General features: G+C 36.9%; 27 protein-coding genes and 1 pseudogene. 26 read left to right on the top strand and 2 right to left on the bottom strand.

The features are described from left to right. The first annotated feature begins 49 nt into the window (after positions 1–49). The 7 genes from MKZ03_RS15170 to MKZ03_RS15140 all read left to right on the top strand — a co-directional run bounded on the left by MKZ03_RS15170 (position 50) and on the right by MKZ03_RS15140 (position 6,460). Positions 50–187, top strand: a complete 138-nt coding sequence (locus MKZ03_RS15170; protein WP_162839378.1) for a hypothetical protein — start codon at positions 50–52, stop codon at positions 185–187. Between the two features lie 211 nt (positions 188–398). Then, complete coding sequence (sufC, locus tag MKZ03_RS15165; protein ID WP_003213654.1) at positions 399–1,184, top strand: Fe-S cluster assembly ATPase SufC; 786 nt, start codon at positions 399–401, stop codon at positions 1,182–1,184. 18 nt (positions 1,185–1,202) lie between these two features. Beyond that, the gene (sufD, locus tag MKZ03_RS15160; RefSeq protein WP_034659906.1) at positions 1,203–2,516 is read left to right on the top strand and encodes a Fe-S cluster assembly protein SufD; all 1,314 of its coding nucleotides are present in this window, start codon (positions 1,203–1,205) and stop codon (positions 2,514–2,516) included. Continuing rightward, complete coding sequence (locus MKZ03_RS15155; RefSeq protein WP_034659905.1) at positions 2,516–3,736, top strand: cysteine desulfurase; 1,221 nt, start codon at positions 2,516–2,518, stop codon at positions 3,734–3,736. The genes sufD and MKZ03_RS15155 overlap by 1 nt, the downstream gene beginning before the upstream one ends. Then, entirely contained in the window at positions 3,726–4,172 is a 447-nt protein-coding gene (sufU, locus tag MKZ03_RS15150; RefSeq protein ID WP_008347017.1) for a Fe-S cluster assembly sulfur transfer protein SufU, read from the top strand. The genes MKZ03_RS15155 and sufU overlap by 11 nt, the downstream gene beginning before the upstream one ends. Before the next feature lie 17 nt (positions 4,173–4,189). Beyond that, positions 4,190–5,587 carry a Fe-S cluster assembly protein SufB gene (gene sufB / locus MKZ03_RS15145; RefSeq protein ID WP_034659904.1) on the top strand — a complete coding sequence of 466 codons (1,398 nt, stop codon included), beginning with the start codon at positions 4,190–4,192 and terminating at the stop codon, positions 5,585–5,587. A gap of 135 nt (positions 5,588–5,722) precedes the next feature. Then, positions 5,723–6,460, top strand: coding sequence for a hypothetical protein (locus MKZ03_RS15140; RefSeq protein WP_341032317.1), 738 nt, complete (start codon positions 5,723–5,725; stop codon positions 6,458–6,460). A 35-nt stretch (positions 6,461–6,495) separates the two neighbouring features. Here MKZ03_RS15140 and MKZ03_RS15135 read toward each other — a convergent pair whose 3' ends face one another. Further along, positions 6,496–7,545: a site-specific integrase gene (locus MKZ03_RS15135; RefSeq protein WP_327821659.1), complete on the bottom strand. Its 1,050-nt coding sequence runs from the start codon at positions 7,543–7,545 to the stop codon at positions 6,496–6,498. A 221-nt stretch (positions 7,546–7,766) separates the two neighbouring features. Between MKZ03_RS15135 and MKZ03_RS15130 the strand changes: the two genes are divergently transcribed. Together MKZ03_RS15130 and MKZ03_RS15125 are read left to right on the top strand one after the other, a co-directional pair. Continuing rightward, the gene (locus MKZ03_RS15130) at positions 7,767–8,885 is read left to right on the top strand and encodes an AimR family lysis-lysogeny pheromone receptor (protein ID WP_341032310.1); all 1,119 of its coding nucleotides are present in this window, start codon (positions 7,767–7,769) and stop codon (positions 8,883–8,885) included. Continuing rightward, positions 8,882–9,019, top strand: a complete 138-nt coding sequence (locus MKZ03_RS15125) for a hypothetical protein (RefSeq protein WP_268412662.1) — start codon at positions 8,882–8,884, stop codon at positions 9,017–9,019. The genes MKZ03_RS15130 and MKZ03_RS15125 overlap by 4 nt, the downstream gene beginning before the upstream one ends. 184 nt (positions 9,020–9,203) lie before the next feature. Here MKZ03_RS15125 and MKZ03_RS15120 read toward each other — a convergent pair whose 3' ends face one another. After that, positions 9,204–9,590, bottom strand: coding sequence for a helix-turn-helix domain-containing protein (locus MKZ03_RS15120; RefSeq protein WP_012009095.1), 387 nt, complete (start codon positions 9,588–9,590; stop codon positions 9,204–9,206). A 167-nt stretch (positions 9,591–9,757) separates the two neighbouring features. On the opposite strand from MKZ03_RS15120, the gene MKZ03_RS19050 reads away from it, so the two are divergent. The 17 genes and pseudogenes from MKZ03_RS19050 (at position 9,758) to MKZ03_RS15040 (ending at position 21,685) form a co-directional block, all read left to right on the top strand. Further along, entirely contained in the window at positions 9,758–9,949 is a 192-nt protein-coding gene (locus MKZ03_RS19050; RefSeq protein WP_445662029.1) for a helix-turn-helix domain-containing protein, read from the top strand. Positions 9,950–9,985: 36 nt separating this feature from the next. Then, positions 9,986–10,171: a hypothetical protein gene (locus MKZ03_RS15115; protein ID WP_268412664.1), complete on the top strand. Its 186-nt coding sequence runs from the start codon at positions 9,986–9,988 to the stop codon at positions 10,169–10,171. Between the two features lie 14 nt (positions 10,172–10,185). After that, positions 10,186–10,428 (top strand): hypothetical protein, encoded by a 243-nt coding sequence (locus MKZ03_RS15110; RefSeq protein WP_341032307.1) that lies wholly within the window; start codon positions 10,186–10,188, stop codon positions 10,426–10,428. A gap of 544 nt (positions 10,429–10,972) precedes the next feature. After that, positions 10,973–11,065: pseudogene (locus MKZ03_RS15105) on the top strand (hypothetical protein); the annotation flags it as partial. A 36-nt stretch (positions 11,066–11,101) separates the two neighbouring features. After that, positions 11,102–11,305, top strand: coding sequence for a hypothetical protein (locus MKZ03_RS15100; protein ID WP_341032305.1), 204 nt, complete (start codon positions 11,102–11,104; stop codon positions 11,303–11,305). Positions 11,306–11,341: 36 nt separating this feature from the next. Further along, entirely contained in the window at positions 11,342–11,725 is a 384-nt protein-coding gene (locus MKZ03_RS15095; protein ID WP_341032304.1) for a YdcP family protein, read from the top strand. Between the two features lie 15 nt (positions 11,726–11,740). Continuing rightward, positions 11,741–13,087, top strand: a complete 1,347-nt coding sequence (locus MKZ03_RS15090) for an FtsK/SpoIIIE domain-containing protein (protein ID WP_341032303.1) — start codon at positions 11,741–11,743, stop codon at positions 13,085–13,087. A gap of 73 nt (positions 13,088–13,160) precedes the next feature. Beyond that, complete coding sequence (locus tag MKZ03_RS15085) at positions 13,161–14,213, top strand: replication initiation factor domain-containing protein (RefSeq protein ID WP_341032302.1); 1,053 nt, start codon at positions 13,161–13,163, stop codon at positions 14,211–14,213. 256 nt (positions 14,214–14,469) lie between these two features. Continuing rightward, complete coding sequence (locus MKZ03_RS15080) at positions 14,470–14,727, top strand: ASCH/PUA domain-containing protein (protein ID WP_065097526.1); 258 nt, start codon at positions 14,470–14,472, stop codon at positions 14,725–14,727. Positions 14,728–14,733: 6 nt separating this feature from the next. Then, on the top strand, positions 14,734–15,048 hold the full coding sequence (locus MKZ03_RS15075) for a hypothetical protein (protein WP_065097525.1): 315 nt from the start codon (positions 14,734–14,736) through the stop codon (positions 15,046–15,048). Positions 15,049–15,090: 42 nt separating this feature from the next. Next, complete coding sequence (locus MKZ03_RS15070; RefSeq protein WP_341032300.1) at positions 15,091–15,768, top strand: hypothetical protein; 678 nt, start codon at positions 15,091–15,093, stop codon at positions 15,766–15,768. 107 nt (positions 15,769–15,875) lie between these two features. Then, positions 15,876–18,128, top strand: coding sequence for a thioester domain-containing protein (locus tag MKZ03_RS15065; protein ID WP_341032297.1), 2,253 nt, complete (start codon positions 15,876–15,878; stop codon positions 18,126–18,128). Between the two features lie 527 nt (positions 18,129–18,655). Then, entirely contained in the window at positions 18,656–18,934 is a 279-nt protein-coding gene (locus MKZ03_RS15060; protein WP_341032296.1) for a hypothetical protein, read from the top strand. Between the two features lie 24 nt (positions 18,935–18,958). After that, positions 18,959–19,237 (top strand): hypothetical protein, encoded by a 279-nt coding sequence (locus MKZ03_RS15055; protein ID WP_341032295.1) that lies wholly within the window; start codon positions 18,959–18,961, stop codon positions 19,235–19,237. A 30-nt stretch (positions 19,238–19,267) separates the two neighbouring features. Continuing rightward, positions 19,268–19,660 (top strand): hypothetical protein, encoded by a 393-nt coding sequence (locus MKZ03_RS15050; protein ID WP_341032294.1) that lies wholly within the window; start codon positions 19,268–19,270, stop codon positions 19,658–19,660. After that, on the top strand, positions 19,657–20,886 hold the full coding sequence (locus MKZ03_RS15045; RefSeq protein WP_341032292.1) for a CpaF/VirB11 family protein: 1,230 nt from the start codon (positions 19,657–19,659) through the stop codon (positions 20,884–20,886). The genes MKZ03_RS15050 and MKZ03_RS15045 overlap by 4 nt, the downstream gene beginning before the upstream one ends. After that, positions 20,873–21,685: a hypothetical protein gene (locus MKZ03_RS15040; RefSeq protein ID WP_335370842.1), complete on the top strand. Its 813-nt coding sequence runs from the start codon at positions 20,873–20,875 to the stop codon at positions 21,683–21,685. Before MKZ03_RS15045 ends, MKZ03_RS15040 begins: the two co-directional genes overlap by 14 nt. Positions 21,686–21,689 lie beyond the last annotated feature (4 nt).

The following is a 21,689-nucleotide window of genomic DNA, read 5'->3' as shown; positions in this document are numbered from 1 at the left end:
GGACCATAGTACACTGGGATTGGATTATACCGCCGAGATGGAAAAGGCCATGCATAAAGCTCATGGCATGAGCTATGCAGAGTACGAAAGAGACCATGACTTACGGATGAAAGTGGAATATAAACGAGAGCAGTCCTATCGAGATGAGAAAAGACAGCTCGCAAAAATGAATATACGAGGCTATTAAATAGCTCAGGGACGGGGAGAACAGTTTCCCGTCCTTTCTTTATGAAAACAGTCTTTTCGACATAAATCCTTTTATCTACCGGCTTTTTTTGTTAGAATTTTGAGAGCATCCTCTCACGTATATCGTGAATGTGTTGTATTCACTTTTAATTTGTTATAAAATTAGAATGAGAATAAATTGAGAATAATGATTATTTTGGAGGTATCGATATATGACTGCTTCGACATTAACAATTAAGGACTTGCACGTTGAGATTGAAGGGAAAGAAATCTTAAAGGGTGTAAACCTCGAGATAAAAGGTGGAGAATTCCACGCAGTAATGGGACCAAACGGTACAGGTAAATCAACTTTATCTGCTGCAATTATGGGACACCCTAAATATGAAGTAACAAAAGGCAGCATTTTGCTAGATGGCGAAGATGTACTTGAAATGGAAGTAGATGAGCGCGCTCAAGCAGGTCTTTTCCTTGCGATGCAATACCCATCTGAAATTAGTGGTGTCACAAATGCGGACTTCCTTCGTTCTGCTATTAACGCTCGCAGAGAAGAAGGCGATGAAATCTCTCTGATGAAATTCATCCGCAAAATGGACGAAAACATGGAGTTCCTTGAAATGGACCCAGACATGGCACAGCGCTACCTAAACGAAGGTTTCTCAGGCGGGGAGAAAAAACGCAATGAAATTCTTCAATTAATGATGATTGAACCAAAGATTGCGATTCTTGACGAAATCGATTCTGGTCTTGATATCGATGCTTTGAAAGTGGTTTCTAAAGGAATTAACAGAATGCGCGGCGAAAGCTTCGGCTGCTTAATGATCACTCACTATCAGCGTCTACTGAACTACATCACACCAGATCACGTTCATGTCATGATGCAAGGACGTATTGTGAAATCTGGCGGACCAGAGCTCGCGCAGCGTTTAGAAGCAGAAGGCTATGACTGGATTAAAAAAGAGTTAGGAATTGAAGACGAAACTGTTGGTCAAGAAGCGTAAGCGTTAGGAGGATTATTGATGACATTAGAAACGAAATTATCAGTAGATCAAGATTATGTCAAAAGCTTCTCCGAGAAGCATCAGGAACCGGCATGGATGAGCTCCCTTCGCTTACAGGCTCTTGAAAAAGCAGAAGACCTTCCAATGCCAAAGCCTGACAAAACGAATATTTCTAAATGGAATTTAACCAATTTCAAACAGCATACAGTCGAAAGTGCGCCATTTGGATCATTAGAAGAGCTTCCTGAAGAAGTGAAATCTCTCATTGATTTAGAGGACACAGATAAGACAGTCTACATTCAGCGTGATCAAACGCCAGCATACTTGTCTCTTTCAACGGAAGCGAAAGACAAAGGCGTGATCTTCACTGACCTTCATACAGCGATCCGCGAACATGGAGATCTAGTGCAGAAATACTTCATGACTGATGCAGTAAAAGTAGATGAGCATAAACTAACAGCTTTACACGCTGCTTTAGTCAATGGCGGAGCTTTCCTCTATGTACCGAAAAATGTGGAGCTTGAAGCACCAATTCAAGCCGTCTACCTGCATGAAAATGACGACACGACTTTGTTCAACCATGTCATCGTCGTAGCAGACGACCATAGTGCTGTGACATATGTAGAAAACTACATCAGTACGGCAAAGCCGGAAGATGCGATCTTCAATATCGTGTCTGAAGTGTTCACGGGAGCTAATGCCCGCGTCACTTACGGTGCAGTAGATAACCTTGCAGAAGGTGTCACAGTGTATGTGAACAGACGCGGTATGGCAAATGGCCGTGACAGTAAAATCGAATGGGCGCTTGGCCTGATGAATGATGGAGACGTCGTGTCTGAAAATATCACAAAGCTTATGGGCGACGGTACATTCGGTGATACAAAATCCGTTGTTGTCGGCCGTGGGAATCAAACAGAAAACTTTACAACAAGCATCATCCACTTCGGTAAAAACTCTGAAGGGTATATCTTGAAGCATGGTGTGATGAAGGATCAAGCATCCTCTATCTTTAACGGAATTGGTAAAATCGAGCATGGCGCAACGAAGTCAAATGCAGAGCAGGAATCACGTGTTCTCATGCTGAGTGAAAAAGCACGCGGTGACGCAAACCCAATTCTATTAATTGATGAAGATGATGTGACAGCAGGGCACGCTGCTTCTGTTGGACGTGTCGATCCAATTCAATTGTATTACCTCATGAGCCGCGGGATTTCCAAAGAAGATGCAGAAAGACTTGTGATTTATGGCTTCTTAAATCCAGTCGTCAAAGAACTGCCGATTGAAGGAGTTAAAAAGCAGCTCGTTTCTGTGATTGAAAGGAAAGTAAAATAATGAATATCAAAGACGTTCGTGAGCAATTTCCAATCCTTCATCAGCAAGTGAACGGACATGATTTGGTGTATTTGGACAGTGCAGCGACTTCTCAAAAACCAAGAGTGGTCATTGATGCAATGAATGAGTATTACCGGTCTTACAACTCGAACGTCCACCGGGGTGTTCATACCCTTGGCACAAAAGCAACGGACGCATACGAGGGTGCGAGAGAGAAAGTTCGTGCATTCATCCGTGCTTCATCTGTCCAGGAGATTATTTTTACTAGAGGTACAACAACTGCACTAAACACAGTGGCGATCAGCTATGCTAGAGCAAACCTCAAAGAAGGCGATGAGATTGTCATTACGCACATGGAGCATCATGCGAATATCATCCCTTGGCAGCAAGCAGCAAAAGCAACTGGCGCCACATTGAAATATATTCCGTTACAGGAAGACGGCACGCTATCGCTTGAAGATGTGAAGCAAACGGTCACACATCAAACGAAAATCGTCGCTGTCACACATGTCTCAAACGTATTAGGAACCATCAACCCGATTAAAGAGATCGCTAAAATTGCCCATGATCATGGGGCAATCATTGTCGTCGATGGTGCGCAAAGCACGCCGCACATGCAAATTGATGTTCAGGACTTAGATTGTGACTTTTTCGCATTCTCTGGGCATAAAATGTGTGGACCGACTGGCATCGGTGTACTTTACGGGAAGAAGGACCTTTTGAATAATATGGAGCCTGCTGAGTTTGGCGGTGAAATGATCGACTTTGTGGATTTGTATGATTCTACTTGGAAAGAGCTGCCGTGGAAATTTGAAGCGGGAACACCGATTATTGCCGGAGCAGTTGGACTAGGAAAAGCGATTGATTTCTTAAATGACATTGGTATGGAAGAAGTCAGCCGTTACGAGCATCAGCTTGCCACTTATGCGCTTGAGCGCTTTAAGGAGCTTGATGGTGCGACTGTTTATGGACCGCAGCACCGAGCTGGACTTGTGACGTTTAACTTAGACGACGTCCATCCGCATGATGCGTCTACTGTTCTGGATACGGAAGGTGTCGCCATTCGTGCTGGACACCACTGTGCACAGCCGCTCATGAAATGGCTTGGTGTATCAGCGACTGCAAGAGCAAGCTTCTATCTGTACAATACAGAAGAAGAGATTGACGAGCTCATCGCAGCGCTCCGTAAGACAAAGGAGTATTTTACGAATGTCTTTTAATGTAAACTTAGACACACTGTACAGACAAGTGATTATGGATCATTATAAAAATCCGAGAAACAAAGGTGTGTTAAACGACAGTATTGTCGTCGATATGAACAACCCAACGTGTGGTGACCGCATTCGTCTCACGATGAAAATCGAAGACGAAAAAGTCATTGATGCGAAATTTGAAGGAGAAGGATGCTCTATTTCGATGGCATCTGCCTCTATGATGACGCAGGCGATTAAAGGGAAAGATATTGAAACAGCTTTGAAAATGTCTCAGATTTTCTCCGATATGATGCTAGGAAAAGAATACGACGATTCCATTGATCTTGGAGACATTGAGGCGCTGCAGGGAGTGGCAAAATTCCCAGCCCGCATCAAATGTGCAACATTATCCTGGAAGGCGCTTGAAAAAGGCGCATCTGCCGAAGATAACGGCAAATCATAAGATTGGAGTGAAAATGGATGGCTAAAAAAATGCCAGATGTTGGTGAATATAAATACGGCTTTTCTGATAAAGACGTTTCCATTTTCCGTTCAGAGCGCGGACTGACAAAAGAGATCGTTGAAGAAATTTCTCGTATGAAAGAAGAGCCTCAGTGGATGCTCGACTTCCGTTTGAAATCTCTTGAGCACTTTTACAACATGCCGATGCCACAATGGGGCGGAGATTTAAATGCATTAAACTTTGATGAAATTACGTACTACGTAAAGCCATCAGAGCGCTCTGAGCGTTCTTGGGATGAAGTACCAGAAGAAATCAAACAAACCTTTGATAAGCTTGGTATCCCTGAAGCAGAGCAAAAGTACTTAGCAGGTGTATCTGCTCAGTATGAATCTGAAGTTGTGTATCACAACATGAAGCAAGACCTTGAAGATCTAGGAATTGTGTTTAAAGATACAGACAGCGCATTAAAAGAGAACGAAGACATCTTCCGTGAGCACTGGGCAAAAGTCATTCCTCCGACTGACAACAAATTTGCTGCGCTTAACTCGGCTGTATGGTCTGGTGGTTCATTTATCTACGTACCAAAGGGCGTAAAAGTAGATACACCACTTCAAGCATACTTCCGTATCAACTCTGAGAACATGGGTCAGTTCGAGCGTACACTGATCATTGTTGATGAAGGCGCACATGTGCATTACGTAGAAGGCTGTACAGCTCCAGTTTACACAACAAACTCTCTTCACAGTGCGGTTGTTGAAATCGTCGTGAAAAAAGGCGGCTACTGCCGTTATACAACGATTCAAAACTGGGCAAACAACGTCTTCAACCTTGTGACGAAACGTACAGTATGTGAAGAAAATGCGACAATGGAATGGATTGATGGAAACATCGGTTCTAAGCTGACAATGAAATACCCAGCGGTCATCCTAAAAGGTGAAGGCGCTCGTGGTATGACATTAAGTATTGCCCTAGCAGGTAAAGGTCAGCACCAAGATGCAGGTGCGAAAATGATTCACCTTGCACCAAACACATCTTCAACGATCGTATCGAAATCGATTTCGAAACAAGGCGGTAAAGTCACATACCGCGGAATCGTTCACTTCGGACGCAAAGCAGAGGGTGCACGCTCAAATATCGAGTGTGACACACTCATCATGGATAACAAATCAACATCTGATACGATCCCTTACAATGAAATCTTAAACGACAACATTTCATTAGAGCACGAAGCGAAGGTATCAAAAGTATCAGAAGAGCAGCTATTCTACTTGATGAGCCGCGGAATTTCTGAAGAAGAAGCAACAGAAATGATCGTCATGGGCTTCATCGAGCCATTCACAAAAGAACTACCAATGGAATACGCCGTTGAAATGAACCGCTTGATTAAGTTTGAGATGGAAGGTTCTATTGGTTAATAAAAAACATTGATGCACAACGCTTTTTGAAGGCATTTAATTTCGAGTGATACCGTTATGATACCACTTGTTAATCAAATGCCTTCATAGTGTTGTGTTTTTTCATCATAAAATTTAGTGAATATGGAGAATAAGATGACACCATTTTATGACAGTGTTTCTAACGAAGAAAAACTAAAACGCTATGAAGAGGAGGTAATAAATTCACAGGCTTATAAACAATCATCTGATTATATGAGCACCTTATTAGAAGATTTTAAAAAAGGACTAGTTATAATTAAAGTGGCTGCTACTAGAGATTATATAATGTATAAGGATTCTGCTTTATTGTTTGGAACTGTTGATTTATTGGGTTCAGTCATAGCCATAGATTTAGTTTCTAGCGAAATAATGCTAAATGCATCTAAAAGAGAATTAAGGTATATGTTAGAGGCAGTTATAAAATATGCAGCTGTTGACCAAATTTGTAAAGATAAAACTCTAGAAGAAAAGTTGAGTTACTTGTATACAAAAATACCTCGTTCTTCTATTAGTCCCATTGATGATCTTAACGGTTTAACTGATATTATGGTTGAAGATACAAAGGAACTTTATTCATTACTATCGCAGTTTATTCACCCTTCAAGAAAACAGATTACTGAATATCAACTTCAGCTTAAAAAGGGTGTCATAGGATTTGAAACGCATAAAGAGCTAGATTCTTTTAATCGTTTGCTATTTAGGACATTTGATACTTTGCTTTATCTAATATTAAAAAATATGGGATACCATGTATCTAAAGACGTTTTTTATGTTTTAAAAGATTTTGAAAATTGGAAGTTCTTCAAAGGGAAGTATGTCAAAACCTTACCTAATAAATATAGGAAAAAATAAAATAATTTCAAGTGATATCAATATGATATCACTTGCTAATCAAATGCCTTCATGGCGTTGTGTTTTCTTTCATTATAAAGGTGACCATATGTGTTAGCAGTCTGTTGGATGCTATCATGTCTCATCAATTCTTTAACTAAATATATGTCGACGCCTTTATTAATTAAGAAAGAAGCGTAACTATGTCTTAGATCGTGTATTCTAAGTTCTGGGAAAACTTCTTTGAACTTTTTGTAAAAGTGTGAATAATGATATGGTTCCATCCCTCCAAAAACATAATAATTCTCATTAAAACCATAATATTTTTCTTGGGATTCATGTTTCATTTGAGAGAGCATTTCCTTAATGGAAACATGAAAAGGAACATAGGCTTGGCTTCCTAATGTTTTTGTGTTTCCTAATGTGCGATTGACTATATCGAGTGAGAATTCAACGTATAATTGAGCTTCTTCTAAGTGAATATTTCTCCATTGTAATGCCATAGCTTCTCCCACACGCAATCCTGTATAGAACATGAGGATTGCTAATTCTTTGTAGTATAGATGGTTTATATTCTTAACTTTTTTCTCAAAAAAGTCTTTCTTAATAAAATTTGTTTTAGGTTTTTCTCTTTTGATTGCTGGTACTAAGGTTGTTGGGTCGTCAGTAAGTTTAAAATATGCAATTGCATGATTAATGGTTGCTTTGAAATTTGAGTATGCAGTTCTTGCGCTGTTTAAAGAATCAAAGTGATCTTCTAAATATTCTTTAAACTCTAAAACCTGTTGTGGTTTTATATCTTTTATTTTTAATTTACCGAAGAAAGGCTCTATATGATTTCTATATTCGTTGGTTTTTCTTCTTATTGTTTTTTTAGCAAGTGCTTTATAACGAATGTAATGTGTAAAAACAGTATCAAATGTAGCCTCAGTGCTAAATTTATCTTTTTTCTGACTTATAAAATTTGCTTCTGCTTCTTTCGCTTCTCTTTTAGTTTTGAATCCACGTATTAATTTTTGTTTGCTCCTTCCGAAGGAATCCTTGTACCAAGTTTTAAAGTACCAAGTTCCTCTAGCTTCATCTTTATATTGTGGCAAAGCAGTCACCTCTAATGCTAAAATTTAACTTCACTATACCATAAAACTTGACTAATAGTACGTTTTTTATGATTTAAACTAGACAAACGACTAAAAACGTCATATAATTCAATTCACATGGTATAATAAAGAAGAATTAGAATTTCTTGAATTTATTGAATAATTTCGTCATAAATCGACAATATCTTTAAAATAGGTATGTTAAATTTTAAGGAAAATGGTGATTTGAATTGAAATCAGTTGATGTAAGAGATCAGCTAAAGAAACTAATCGACATTAATCCTTTAAGTCAAAATGAAATTGCAAAGAAATTGGGGGTTAGTTCAGGTTACATAAGTAAGTTTATTAATAAAAAACAAGAAATTGCTTTTTGGATGGTTTATGAGTTGGTCTGTTTTTTAGACTCTGAAAATGAACAAGAATTGATGAAAGGCTTCATAGATATAATAAAAAGAAATGAAAATATACGTGCTTCTCTAGAATATTCACATAGTAAAAATTATAGAGAACTGACCGATATATTAATTCAAAGATGTTCTTTAGATAGCAATCAAGAGAATGAAGAGTGGGGATTTATTTATAAGTGGCAGCTTCAATCTAAAAGAATGGTTTACTATGATGAAGAAAGTTATTTGAAAAATTTGAAAGCATTAACGCCAAAAACTTTAGAAATGAAGACACTACTCATGATTTTAGAAATGTATTGTCACTTTTTTAAAAAGAGATATGAATTGGCTGCTTACTATGTCAGAAATATAAATGATTTAATATTAAATATTCAAGATCCCTTTATTACAAAATCATTTAAATGTAGACTGAATGAGGCGAGTGCATACATTTTCTTGAAAAAGGATAACGATATTCTAAACGCAAGAAAAATAGCCGATGAATTGATTGAAGAAAATCTTGGACCTAATTATTTAATAACTGGATACTTTGTCAAAGGTCTTTCTTTTTTTCTAGAATCTTATGAAATGGCGAGCCATTGTTTTGAAAAGGTAATAGAGATTAGCAAGAAAATAGGACGTAATTCTACATTCGAGGAAACATGTGAACAATTAGGCTTATTGCAAATTTTTTGGGAGAAACCTCTAAACACCGAAAAAAATAGCTGTTTTGTAAGAGCTTTAGCTAGTCTTAAAAAAATTGACCAGTTCAGTCGTGAAAGTAAATATGTACCTCTAATTCTTTTATTTGAAGGAAAAAGAAAGCAAAATAAAGAAAAACTGTTGTTAGCAATGCACTATTTCTATACTCAAAAGGATAATTTTAGAGCCAGTATTCCAAGGTATTTGCTTGAGAGACTGGGAATCCAATTTAATAATAATGAAGGAGGTGAATATGTATGAAATTAAAAATTACATTATTTTTATCAGCTGCGGTTTTAGTATCAGCGTTGAATCATATATGGCAGCTAAACAATACAAATCAAGCTGCTGATCCGGCAATTGGTATGAGTATAAAAAATCCAAAGTATTATTAAAAAAGAGACGTCGCCTTTTTAGGCAGCGTCTTTCGTTATTTTTACAGGTGTTTCCTAAATCTTATAAACAAAGAAATAGGAAACACTGAATATCTGGGAGGGTGTCAAATGAAGAAGGAGAATATAATTTATGAAAATTTTATAGAAGAATTAAAAAAGTTACTTTCAGGTGAAAGTAACAATTCTAAGAATCAATATCATTTTTCGAAACCCGATAAGCTTTTAAGACTTCGAGCATGAGTTTCAGTTCATCATCAGAAATTTCTTGATCATCTACTTTTAAGATATTGAATTTATTTTTTATGTTTTCTAATGATAAATCTTTTTCAAATATCAGTTCTTTTTCGGTCTCATTGAAATTTTTTAATTCATCATCTTTGATAAAGAAATAAGATTGATCTACATCAAAAAAGTCAGCCATTTTTTTGAGTAATGTAATTGAAGGTGGTTGTCCTTTTTCAAGTTTAGATAAATAACTGTCTGTAATACCTAAATTTTCGGCAACATATTTTTGAGTATACTTTTTTTGTTTTCTTAGTTTCTTTATTTTTTGTCCGACTAAGTTATCCACTTACATTTCACCTACTCGCTAAAGGGTTAGCATCACATAATGTATTATATCATGAAGACTTGACATATAGTTTAAAAAAAGTGTCAAAAAGCCTTGTAAGATAAAACTAAAGGTGATATACTTTATTTATCGTCATATATGTCAAGTTTATGAAAGGGGGGAAATGATTGAATGTTGGGGCTTTTATCAAAAAAGTCAGAAAGGAATATTTTCTAACTCAGGAGCAATTTTCAATGAGGTTGGGGGTTTCTAACTCCTACATAAGCAAAATTGAAAGGAATAAAGTGAACCCTAGTTTAAAGTTCTTGAAAATATTGTCTAAGGAGTTTAGCGTACCACTTCAAAATTTTTTTAAATAAAAATCGTCATATATATCAAGTTTTGGTGGTGAGAATATGAAACATTTTTATAATTCTAATGATGTAAAAGAATTATTGAGTTTGAAATCTTTAAGAACAGCGCAGTTAAGAGTTCAAAAGATGAATGAAGAGCTAAGTTCATTGGGTTACTGGGTAGAAAAGGGGAAAATCCCTATAAAATATTTTCATGAAAAATATCCCTTCATAAATAAAACAGGATGAAAGGATTTGAAGAAATGGTTCTGAAAGATACCAATAATGTAATGAAAAAAGCTGTTTTACTCGCTAAATTTTTAGATGGTGACTGGTCTGCAAGAATGAAGATGGCACTAAATAATGTGTACATAGACCATTATTTATCGCAGCCAATGACACGAGAAATTGTTGAAAAACTTCTATTAAAAGGGATGTCATTCCGTAGGATTAAAAAGCATTATAAAGTTGGCATGGATGAAATTTCTTCTCTTCTCGCAAAATGAATAGTGTGAGTTTACACCACTATGTGAGCGATAGAGAAATGAAAGGTAGTGAGTGGAATGAGTCTTTTGGAACTTTTCAATCAATCTCTAAAGAGATTTGAAGATCAAAAAGAACCAATTACATTTGCTCTAGCAGCAGTAATTCAAAAAAAAGATTGATGAGTCACTGCACAAAGAATATGAGGAATTTGATCAATGGTTTAGAAAAGCGTTTTATTCAGAGGGGAAGCCGACGCATTATTTTAGGATGCCTCTTGTTGACGAATCACCAGTCATATTCGGTGGCAAACCAAAAGTTATTCTTTTGAATGGCCCATATGTGAGTGGAATATCTGGTTAAAAAGGAATGATGTTCCTTGAAAAATACATACAGACAAAAAAAGCGCCCTTGACTGAATCAAGAACGCCGATAATAAAACCTAGACAATTTTATTATAAGGCTTCTTGAATGAAATGTCATGCGTGAGTATTTGACGATTAACAGTAATCATGTTTCAAATACTGTAGCAGGCTAGAAGAAGCGTGCGAAATAGCTGTAGTCAGCTTGATGGCTATAATTAGCCTACTAGGTTGTCATGAGGGCGTAGAGCCGTTAGCGACTGATAAGCGCCATGAGGACAGATTCAGAGTCGGAGCGATTCTTTTTTAAAATATAAGATCTGGAGGGCATTAAATGACCATCCAATATTTTAGAGATTCAGAAGGTAAAAAAGGTTCAATTGGATCAAAGGTAAATAAAATTAGTTGTTTGGGTTCTGTGATTGCGGAAACTCTTACTGTAGATCGAATAATTAGCAAGGGTAGAGCTGGAGTCCGTCTATACTTTAAAGAAGGCGGCTATGAAGGATCGAAGTCAGTTAAAATTATTGAAAAATAAAAATCGTGATGAACACGTAAAAAGAGGAGATTTATAATGGAATTGAAATTTATTGTACCTAATATTGCAGAAACTTTTGGCGAAATTAAATTTATGGGCTTAAATCGTGATCGATTCGTTTTTGATCGAGTTGCTAATAAAAGAACGGATCAATTGGAATCAAGAACATATAACTTAGGTTCTAGCTGTCAAGGCGGTCAAATTGAAGTTACCTTGCCCGCAGCAGTCGAACTTAAAGAGTTTGATTTTATGAGTGATGTTGAATTGGTAAACCCGATTATCCAGGCACAAGCACGTGCTAATGGAAACTTTGCTAATGTATCGTGGACTGTTGTTGCGGATGATATTATTCTTAAAGGTTCAAATGCTAATGCTTTAAAAGTAACGACAGCAGCAACAGCAACGAATGATAAAAAGTAATGGTGCTAGGGGTGGATGACCATTTCTAAGCTATGGAAGTATAAAGGGACAAAGATTCGTCCTAGACATAAAAATAACGTGATGAAAACAGGTGCATTAATAAGTGTGCCTGTTTTTTTGTTGCTGATGACTCTTTTTTGGAAAGACCATCTTTGGATTTTATACGAAAAAGGTGTTGAAGATACATTTCAAAATTTCACCTTTAATATTCCTTTGATCATTACAAGTTTAACTGTGTCAATTGTTGTTCCAACTGCTATTTTACTTGGTTGGCTTTATATGTTCCGTAAGCAGAAATTGAATAAGATTTATCATCGTCAAAAAATTTCAAGGATGATTTTGTCGAATAAGTTTTATGAGAGTAAAAGCGTGAAAAGCCGTATCACAGGTAGGATGGTTCAAAAAATCACATATTTCCCTAGGTTTTATTATAGGTTGAAAGACGGTCATATCATTATCAAAATTGCAATGGATATGAGTCGCTTTCAACAAAGATTTATGGAATTAGGGAAGGAATTCGAAAATGGGTTCTTTTGTGATTTAGTGTCTACAGATATGGAAGACGGCTTTTTCACCTATAAGTTGCTATATGATGCAGGGGAAAATCGTATATCCATTGATGACGCTGTTGTAAATAAAGGCTCTATGAAGCTGATGAAGCATATTGATTGGGCATTTGATAAGTTGCCGCACATGCTGATTTCTGGGGGGACAGGTGGAGGAAAAACATATTTTATACTGACTTTGGTAAAGTCCCTTGTTGCATCTGGGGCAGATGTGCGTATATTAGACCCGAAAAATGCGGATTTGGCAGATTTAGAAGAAGTTCTCGAGGGAAAGGTTTTTTCTCGTAAAAACGGTATTATGATGACTTTGCGAAAGTCTGTTGAGGACATGATGCAAAGGATGGATGATATGAAAAATCATCCAAAATATAGGACAGGGGAGAACTATGCCTATTTGGGATATAAACCTGTTTTTATCATATTTGATGAGTATGTGGCGTTTATGGATATGCTTACTTTTCAGGAGCGAGAAACTGCAATACAGGATATTAAACAAATTATCATGCTTGGCAGACAGATGGGCTTTTTTCTCGTTGCTGGTGCTCAAAGACCAGACGCAAAATATTTTGCGGACGGAATAAGAGACCAATTTAATTTCAGAGTATCTTTAGGGAAAATGTCCGAAACTGGTTATGCCATGCTGTTTGGTGATACTGATAAAAAATTCGTTGAAAAAGATATTAAAGGTAGAGGATACGCCTATGCAGGTACAGGAAACATAATGGAATTTTATAGCCCTTTGATACCAAATGGGTATGATTTCATTGAAGAAATCCGACTTGCTAAAGGAGCGTAGGGCGCGCAGGCGGCGGCAGCCGCAAGCGGCAGCGAAAGCGCCCGAAGTGACTTAGGAGGAGTGAGCGAAGCGAATGACCGAGGGGCAAGTAAAACCCCCCCGCGCTAACAGGGGGGTAGTACGCAAGAATGAAAAAGATGAAGAAAATTTAACATCAATGGTCGACTATGTAAGGGTTAGTTTTAAGACTCACGATGTAGATCATATCATTCGAAATATTTTACATATCCACAAAGATTTTATGACAGAGAAGCCGAAAGGCTTTTACGGATATGTTGGAACGTGGGAAATGGATATGATCAAGGTCATGTACAGTGCCCCAGATGATGAAAGGGGCACGCTGATTGAATTTTCCGGTAAGGGCTGTAGACAATTTGAATCTTTTCTCGAATGTAGAAAGAAAACGTGGTTTGATTTCTTTCAAGATTGTCTAAATGAGAAAGGCAGCTTTACAAGGTTAGATATAGCGATTGATGACAAGCGAACCTATTTCACTATACCTTCTCTTCTGGAAAAAGCACAAAATGGGCTGTGCGTTTCGAGATTTCGTAAATCTGATTATAATGGATCGTTTGATATTGGTGATGGTCGACTTGGGGGAACAACGTTATACTTCGGTTCTAAAAAATCAGATGCGTATCTTTGTTTTTACGAAAAGAATTTTGAACAGGCTGAAAAATATAACATTCCTTATGAGGAAATGGAAGATTGGAACAGGTATGAGATAAGGTTGAAAAATGAACGTGCTCATTCTGCTGTTTGTGAACTAATTAAAGATAGAAATTTGACCAGTATCGGCATGGCTATCATAAACAACTATGTTCGTTTTGTAGAAGAAGATGGCCCAGAAGAAAAAAGAATGAGAGAAACAAGTCCGTTTTGGCTAGAATTTATCGGTGATGTAAAGAAATTGAGGTTGTATACAAAGCCGCAAACTGACTTTTACCAGAAGTCCCGTAATTGGTTGAAAAATAGCTGTGCGCCAACGATGAAGATGATTCTTGAAGCTGATAGAGCCTTAGGGCAAAATGATTTATCAGACATGATCATCAATGCGGAATTGCAAGAAAAACATGAAAAAATGTTAGAAACATTCTTAACGCCAATTCATGAAATGGTGGTTTGATTCTAGGTGCTTGCTGCTAATAAACACAGGTGATGCGAATGTGGCTTGTGTCAACGGTAAGCGCACCGCAGGGAGCATTAAGGAGTTGAAACAATCAGCGCCCCCAAACCCTTTTAAATGTCTCAAAAGGTCATCACACCTTTTGAGCTGCCTACCGGCGAGGGAGTCCCCCGAAGAATCGGGGGAATAGGGGGATGAGTTCTTAAAGGATAGTCAAAAGACTGTCCTTTTTGTTTTGAAAAAAGGAGGGATTATTTTGAATGAAACAGTACATGACCTTAAAATAATGCCGCAATATTTATGGGCAATCAAAACAGGGATAAAGGGCTTTGAAATTCGCAAAAATGACAGAGAATTTCAAGTAGGTGATATCCTTCGTTTGCGTGAATTTAAGGATGGACAGTATACAGGAAGGCTTGTTTTGGGGAGGATCACTTTTATAACTTCCTTTGAACAGAAAGATGATTATGTTGTCTTGAATTTTAAAAGACTTAAATTGGATCAAGCTGTGTGAGGTAATATGAGCCAATGGAAAGGGTTAGATCATAGACTTTTTAATTTGGGTTTTATGGTTGGTGTTCCTTCTAAGGTTTATGTAAGACAGATCAGTCGTGAGTGGTTTTTGATTGTGGAGGGAGAACGTATAAAAGGTTATTCAGAATACCGTTATTCATTTTACAAGACGAAATTTATGGATGATGGAAGAATGACCAGTACAAAGGTATTCCTTGATAAAAGTAGTGTTCGACAAGTATATAATAAAGTGTTAAATCACATCAATTATTTGGAAAAAACTCAAAATTTTGATGTAAAAAAAGTGCAAAAAATGGTATAATTGTATAAGGATAAAACGTAAAAAGAAGGAGTCGGGGAGACTATGAAAGCGAAAAAAGTTGTAATTAGTCTAGGGTTGGCGGGCGTTTTAGTTGGAGGAACTATTTGGGGGTTCTCTGCTGCTAACGCAAAGCAGGAGACACAAGATAAAGAGCAACCAAAAACAGCTACTGTTGTAAAAGAAACAAAGACGACGGAAACTAAGAAACTAAAACCGAAAAAAGAACAAGTGAAGAAGAAGGAAGTAAAAGAGATAAAAGAAGTTAAGAAGGAAAAGCCTAAAAAGGTAAAGAAAGTCGAAAAGCAGCAAAAACAGGTTGTTAGTGATCAGCAGCAGCCACAACAAAAAGAAAGAATCGTTGCTGCCAGTGAATCGAAAAAGAATAACAATAGTAGTGTTAGTAAAGCTCCTGTGAAAAAACAACAAACGAACGTATATAGAAATACAACTGGTTCTCCTAGTCCTTCAAAAAATGTTCAGACAAAAAAGAACTATGTAAGTAATGGTGGTTCTAAAAATAATACAGTTTCGGAACGGAAGGTCAACACTCCGAAAAAATCTAAAACAGTGCCGAAAAAAACTCCTTCTAATGATTCTCAAAAGAAAACAAGCGGTACTGATTGGGATAAGGTCGGTAAGGACTTAGAAAATAAAAAATGGGATCATAAAGATTCTGGGGAAATTGATAGTGGCGGAAACACTTGGGATTCTTGGGAATAAGTAAGTTTTAGGTATTCGTATAAACGAATGCCTTTTTTGTTGGAATCAAAAGGAGGAATGAAATTATAAAGAAGCTAATTCTTGTTGGATTATCTATTATATTAGTCTTGCTAGTTGGTGTTGTATTTACTTCCACTCTAAAGGCTTCATCGCCTAAAGTAGAGTATTTAGGGCAAGCAAGAAATGGTGATTATATTGTTGGGAAATTTAGAGTGAATGGAGAGATCGCTTTTTGTCTTGATCATGCTAAGATTTCACCGCCAACAGGTACATCTTATAGTGGAGGTAATGCTTATAAGAATGAACAGGTTAGGGCAATTCTTTATTATGGGTACGGTGGAGTAGAAAACGAAGTAGGTAACAATGATACAGGTCTTGTTGCCACAACAATTGCTTTAGATTCTGTTATGAACAACAATCATTCGTCTGGACGTGAAAGAATACCAGGATACAAGAAATTGATGGAACATGCTAAGAAAAAAGACGTTCCATCAACTAGTATCAAGTTTTCAAAGGAAAAAGTGCAAAGCTACTTAGAAGGAAATGTACAAAAGACTGAGAAAATTATCTTTAAAGCCGATAAGAAAAATTCAATTACTCTAAACATCCCAAAAGAAGTAACTTTGCATTATGATGGGAAAAAGTTTTCTAATAAAAAAGTTAAGATTACTGGAGGAGGAAGTTTTCATTTTACTGCTCCTCTTGAATATGGAAAAGACATAAAATATGAAAAAATAAAGCCTTCTCTTGGTAAATATCAGTCTATTTTGTTCACTGCTTCGAGTTCAAAATATCAAAGGCTTGGTTCTGGCCTGTTAACTGACCCAGAACCAAATATAAATTTGTCAGTGGGGTTTGAAGTGCGCCAGAAGAAAATCAATGTGCAGCACATTGATAAATATTCTGGAGAAGTCTTGGAAAAGGAGAGCTATATAAGAAACATAGGTTCAACGTATTCATTTTCGCCTAAAAAATCCATTGCAAAAGGGAAAGAAAAATTTATTCCTGTGAACACAAATAAGAAAACAGGCACATTAGGCAGCAAAGATGTGACGATCAAGTTTTATTACAATCTGGAGAGGTCAGTGACGGTCAATTATTATGACAACCGTACAGGCGATAAAATCAAAGCGACCAAGAAATATAAAAAGGTTCGTGGTGAAAAGTATGCAGAAAAGCATCCTACAATTAAAGATGGCGAATACACATACCGTTATGTGAAAGCAACAGGAGACAAAGAAAGTGGAACGATTGGCGGCAAGAATATTGTCATCAATTATCATTATGATAAGCCATTGGCAAAGCTATCGTTTGATAAGCTGCAAATTTATACAGCGCAATGGGAAAAGGGTCTTCCTGTCAAAGTGTATTTATCAAAGGAATTGAATTACAAGTCTAGCTTGAAAGATATGATTGACAAAAAAATCACAGTGGCGCTATATCGTGGCACGACAAAGGTCGCGTCAAAAACGTATACCGTAAAAGAATTGCCTAAGAAGATTAATATGACAATCCCTGCAAAGTATTTGAAGATTAATGACAAGGCTCTTTACACTGTGAAATTCACAGGCTTCGACAAAAATGATTTTAAAATTACTGCTGCTGCATCCGAATTAAGTACGGATGGATATGCAGCAAGCGAAAAAACGATCAAGGCAAGTTCATCTAACGGAAAGGAGTTGTCCTATAAGGGTGTTGTCATGACAGAGAAAACACCCACAACAGGAAAAGTCTATTATGAAAGACTGGCTTTTCCATTGAAGAAAATTGAAAAGAAGAAAACAGGCTATGGATTCATGAGGGGAATTGATCTTCACTATGAAAATGAAATTGGCGGCAGTATTAAGCCATCATTTAATTTTGAAGTTCCTACTAGCTTAGTCGATAGTTATTTGGCGTATACAAAAAAAGGTGTTCGTTCTTTGATCCCTATGGAACAGACATCTTCTACCAACAAAAAACAAGGTGAAATGTCAGTCTATGACCTTGTGTATGAGCTTCCTCATGTAAACGTTGAGAGACACACAGGTAGCCTGTTTAGTGATGATCAAGTGGCAAGCAAAGACAAAAGAATTTCGTATGATCTGGTTGATGGCGGTCGTAAATTCTATTCCCCTATTTGGGCGGAGTTAGGAAAATACGATACAAAAATCAAGTCAAAGCCAATGGGTGTAAATCTGGTCAAAACGGAAGTCACAGAACAATTGGAGCTTTATGCGTCTATGTATGCTCACATGGATAGCACCACAAAGGATCAAGATGAAGTGTTGCTCAAACCTGTTTATGCTGACAATCCATTTCCTAATGGTCTGCCAGAAGGATGGACTAAAAAGGATTTAGATTGGGTTATGTCTCGTTAAACTCTGACCACTAATAAACACAGGTGATGCGTATATCGTTTGTGTCAACGGTAAGCGCACCGTAGGGAGCATTAAGGAGTTGAAACAATCAGCGCCCCCAAACCCTTTTAATGTCTCAAAAGGTCATCACACCTTTTGAGCTGCCTACCGGCGAGGGAGTCCCCCATGAGTGGGGGAATAGGGGGAAGAAATCTTTTTCTTTAAATTACTTGAAGTGGGTGTGAATTTAAATTGAAATTTGCTGTTATAAACTTAAAGGATTTTTCTTCGTATGTTCCAAAAGATATTGAGGAAGGATTCTTAAATGAATTAAGTAAAGTCTGAAGGTGTATTGAAGCAGGTAGGCAAAACGATGGTAAAAAGCCATTTAATAATTATCTTGTCATCAATCAAGACGAACCTTATATCGAAGAAGTTTTTGAGGTGCTAAAAAAGAATCATCAGAAATGAAAATTAATTTACATGAATGATTTAAAAGGATAGTCAAAAGACTGTCCTTTTCGTTTCTAAAAAAAGGAGGAATAAGAATGTTAAATATATTATTGGAAAACCCTACGCACTTTGATGAAGATTTGGCGGATATTGAAAAGAGAGCAGGTAATGTAAATGAAAGTATCTGGCAGGAAGTGGGCCAACAAATAATGTTTTCTAAAATCATTGATGAAAGCATTACGGTTCATAAGAAAATTATGTTGGAAGGTAAAGAAAGTGATCTAAAAGTAGATTTCCAAGTTAAGCCTCCAGAAGACAGGGGCGAAGAAATGTATGTTGGTGTCATCTACTCTGGTCATGAAGTCCAAAAGTGATCTAATGAAAGGAGATTATAAATAATGTCATTTGTTTTTGAAAACATATCTACTTTTCAAAAAGAGCTGCAAAGGGTTGGTTCTCAATCGCCTAGCGGCTCTTTTTTAAGAGCTTTACGGGAGAATGTTGCAAGTGGGGCTGAATCATTTGAGGTTGAGGGCAATTTGGAAGAAGGAGAAGACTCTTATATTTTGAGAGTCTTCTTTACAATTGATGGCTCGAATGAAAATGCTGAAACGCCTATAGCTGCTTTACCAGTGTGTCGCTTTAATTGTCTTTGGTTAGAAAAATTAGAACGTTGAAAAACTATTTCTTGAAAGGAGGGAGGGGATTTGAAGGGTGTACCCTTAATTCTTTTGATGGTGGCGGTTATCCTTTTTATTGTGGGTGCGACCACGTACTATTCTGTTGCTGATTATAGGCAACATAGCATAATAGCTACAATGAATGAATCAGCACGTATAGCGAGCCTGAGAAACGTAGATAACAGCATTAGAATAGAAGAGGGGAAAGTTGAATTGTCACAGAGGGCTTTCGAATTGAATTTCGAAAGTTCTTTTAATGAGAAAAACAACGTGAAACTTGGAAAAACATCTTTCAAATATAAGTACCTCAAAGGTACTGATGGAAAAATGAAAGCTGTAAAAATTATATTAACGGATCAAAAAAACAAAGAATATCGAACAACATTAGTTGTCGATAAACCGAAGGGAGATCGTAAATGATTACTGAAATTGAGGAACAAAAGCAGTTACTGGAGGATGTACGAAAACATTTAAAACTACACCATCCTTCAGAATTATTAAAAGCCTTTGTCGATCTTGAAGCAAGGGGAAAAGTGAATGAGGTGGTCAAGAAAGACTTCCCTCATTTGAGTAATGAAGAATTGAAATTTGTCATGGCGGAAGTCGTTGGCTTAGGGGTCATTGAAAAGATCATTGATGAGTATGAGGGCGTAACAGACATTTCGTATAACGGTACACATCTTGATGTAATTACGAATCAAGGGAAATTCCGTTATGGAGAAATCGAAGAATCATACATTATCAAGATCATTCAAAAATTCGCTAATGCCTGCCGCAAAGAATTCACCCGAAAAAATCCGATCTTGGATGCTGCGTTTTCTAATTTGCGTCTGAATGCAGTTCATAAGGATATTGCCCAATATGGCACAACAATGGCGCTTCGGGTTGTCAGACCAAAATTAGCATTACATCAAGAGAACTTTAAATCTTTTGCTCCAGATTATATTTTCGATTTATTGAAAGCAATTGTTGCTTCTAAATCTAATGTCACAATCGCTGGCGGAACTGGAACAGGCAAAACCGAGCTTCAAAAACTTCTGTTATCGTTTGTTGAGTACAAAGATCATATTGTCATGATTGAGGATACTCCCGAGAGCCATGCGAAAATCCTTTTTCCTGACAAGGACATTAAATCATGGATTACTAATCCTTCGATAAACATTGAAATGTTGGTGAAAGCAGGTTTAAGAAATAACCCTGCTTGGCAGGTTGTTTCAGAGACACGAGGTCGAGAAGCATATGAAATGATGCAAGGGATTTTAACGGGTCACAGATTGATTACGACATTACACGCTGTTAATGCTCGGGCGATACCATCACGACTTATTAATATGATGAAAATGGGTTACGACATTGACGAAGCATCTATGAGAGAGGATATTTTCCGTTATCTTAATTTCGGGATTCATATTGAAAAAATTGAAGATGGAGAAGGGCGTATGAAAAGGTATTTAAAAGAGATCGTGGAGTTTTTGCCGAATGGTGAAGTCTTGACGGTTTTTCGTTGTGATCTTACCAATAAAGGATTTGAATTTTTGCCAGGTAAGGTGAGCAGCATTTTCATGAATCGAATGATGGAAAAACGTGTGAATATTCAGCTTCAAAGCAAAATTAAAGATGGGTGGGGGGTACATGAAATTTCGTAAAAAGAAGCTCTATAGCTTAGAAGAAATACGTGCTATGTCTATAGCATTTGGTCAGCCATTACAAAAAAGAGAATATGCAAAATTCATTTTGATTCCATTTGTGTGTTTTGCAGGATTAACTTATTTACTTTTTCATTATTGGTGGATGGCTCTTATATGTGGTTTGATTGGTGGTTCGTATGGTTGGTTTTATCAGTTGCGAAGAAAAGTTAAAAATGATTATGAAATGGCAGCCTTTCTAGAAAGAAACCGATTCTTAAATAATATGACCCAGTTATTGACGAATGATGACATGCCATTGGTAGAAGCTTTTTCTGCATGTGCTCAATATGCAGAAGGTGAATTGAAACAAAAGCTCATTGATCTTCAAATAACTTTAGTTGATTCAGATGAAGAGGAGGTCGTGAAGGCTTTTAAAAATTTGAGGAATGCATATAAAAATGATGTGCAATTCGATCAATATATAGAGCAACTAGGAATCATGTTTGTTGAGGGGCGCACATCAATTTTGACGCTCAAAGATACAAAAGATTATCACAATAAAGTTTTGTTGAAACAGCAAAGATTTATTGAAGATAAGCAGCAACATAAGAAAGACTTTAGAACGATGATTCTCTACTCAATAGGGTTTATTGTAGGCATTATGCTTTCATTTACCCTAAAAAAATACGTTGATATTTACGCACATGCCTTAGTAGGGATGATAGCGAATACAGTTTACCTGTCTATCATTTTCTATGTCTATCATCAGTTTAATCAAAGGTATTTTGATGATGCTGTCACGGAGGTGAAAATCTAAAAAC

Origin of the sequence: Bacillus sp. FSL R5-0431, from assembly GCF_038002985.1 — a bacterium.
In the GTDB taxonomy this organism is placed as follows: Bacteria; Bacillota; Bacilli; order Bacillales; family Bacillaceae; genus Bacillus.
This window is presented reverse-complemented; position numbering and strand designations above follow the sequence as displayed.

What these genes read in the sequence shown, in the direction of transcription:
- MKZ03_RS15170 (WP_162839378.1), top strand. Translation starts at nt 50, where the DNA reads ATGCATAAAGCTCATGGCATGAGCTATGCAGAGTACGAAAGAGACCAT.
- sufC (WP_003213654.1), top strand. Translation starts at nt 399, where the DNA reads ATGACTGCTTCGACATTAACAATTAAGGACTTGCACGTTGAGATTGAA.
- sufD (WP_034659906.1), top strand. Translation starts at nt 1,203, where the DNA reads ATGACATTAGAAACGAAATTATCAGTAGATCAAGATTATGTCAAAAGC.
- MKZ03_RS15155 (WP_034659905.1), top strand. Translation starts at nt 2,516, where the DNA reads ATGAATATCAAAGACGTTCGTGAGCAATTTCCAATCCTTCATCAGCAA.
- sufU (WP_008347017.1), top strand. Translation starts at nt 3,726, where the DNA reads ATGTCTTTTAATGTAAACTTAGACACACTGTACAGACAAGTGATTATG.
- sufB (WP_034659904.1), top strand. Translation starts at nt 4,190, where the DNA reads ATGGCTAAAAAAATGCCAGATGTTGGTGAATATAAATACGGCTTTTCT.
- MKZ03_RS15140 (WP_341032317.1), top strand. Translation starts at nt 5,723, where the DNA reads ATGACACCATTTTATGACAGTGTTTCTAACGAAGAAAAACTAAAACGC.
- MKZ03_RS15125 (WP_268412662.1), top strand. Translation starts at nt 8,882, where the DNA reads ATGAAATTAAAAATTACATTATTTTTATCAGCTGCGGTTTTAGTATCA.
- MKZ03_RS15115 (WP_268412664.1), top strand. Translation starts at nt 9,986, where the DNA reads ATGAAACATTTTTATAATTCTAATGATGTAAAAGAATTATTGAGTTTG.
- MKZ03_RS15110 (WP_341032307.1), top strand. Translation starts at nt 10,186, where the DNA reads ATGGTTCTGAAAGATACCAATAATGTAATGAAAAAAGCTGTTTTACTC.
- MKZ03_RS15100 (WP_341032305.1), top strand. Translation starts at nt 11,102, where the DNA reads ATGACCATCCAATATTTTAGAGATTCAGAAGGTAAAAAAGGTTCAATT.
- MKZ03_RS15095 (WP_341032304.1), top strand. Translation starts at nt 11,342, where the DNA reads ATGGAATTGAAATTTATTGTACCTAATATTGCAGAAACTTTTGGCGAA.
- MKZ03_RS15090 (WP_341032303.1), top strand. Translation starts at nt 11,741, where the DNA reads ATGACCATTTCTAAGCTATGGAAGTATAAAGGGACAAAGATTCGTCCT.
- MKZ03_RS15085 (WP_341032302.1), top strand. Translation starts at nt 13,161, where the DNA reads ATGACCGAGGGGCAAGTAAAACCCCCCCGCGCTAACAGGGGGGTAGTA.
- MKZ03_RS15075 (WP_065097525.1), top strand. Translation starts at nt 14,734, where the DNA reads ATGAGCCAATGGAAAGGGTTAGATCATAGACTTTTTAATTTGGGTTTT.
- MKZ03_RS15070 (WP_341032300.1), top strand. Translation starts at nt 15,091, where the DNA reads ATGAAAGCGAAAAAAGTTGTAATTAGTCTAGGGTTGGCGGGCGTTTTA.
- MKZ03_RS15060 (WP_341032296.1), top strand. Translation starts at nt 18,656, where the DNA reads ATGTTAAATATATTATTGGAAAACCCTACGCACTTTGATGAAGATTTG.
- MKZ03_RS15055 (WP_341032295.1), top strand. Translation starts at nt 18,959, where the DNA reads ATGTCATTTGTTTTTGAAAACATATCTACTTTTCAAAAAGAGCTGCAA.
- MKZ03_RS15045 (WP_341032292.1), top strand. Translation starts at nt 19,657, where the DNA reads ATGATTACTGAAATTGAGGAACAAAAGCAGTTACTGGAGGATGTACGA.
- MKZ03_RS15040 (WP_335370842.1), top strand. Translation starts at nt 20,873, where the DNA reads ATGAAATTTCGTAAAAAGAAGCTCTATAGCTTAGAAGAAATACGTGCT.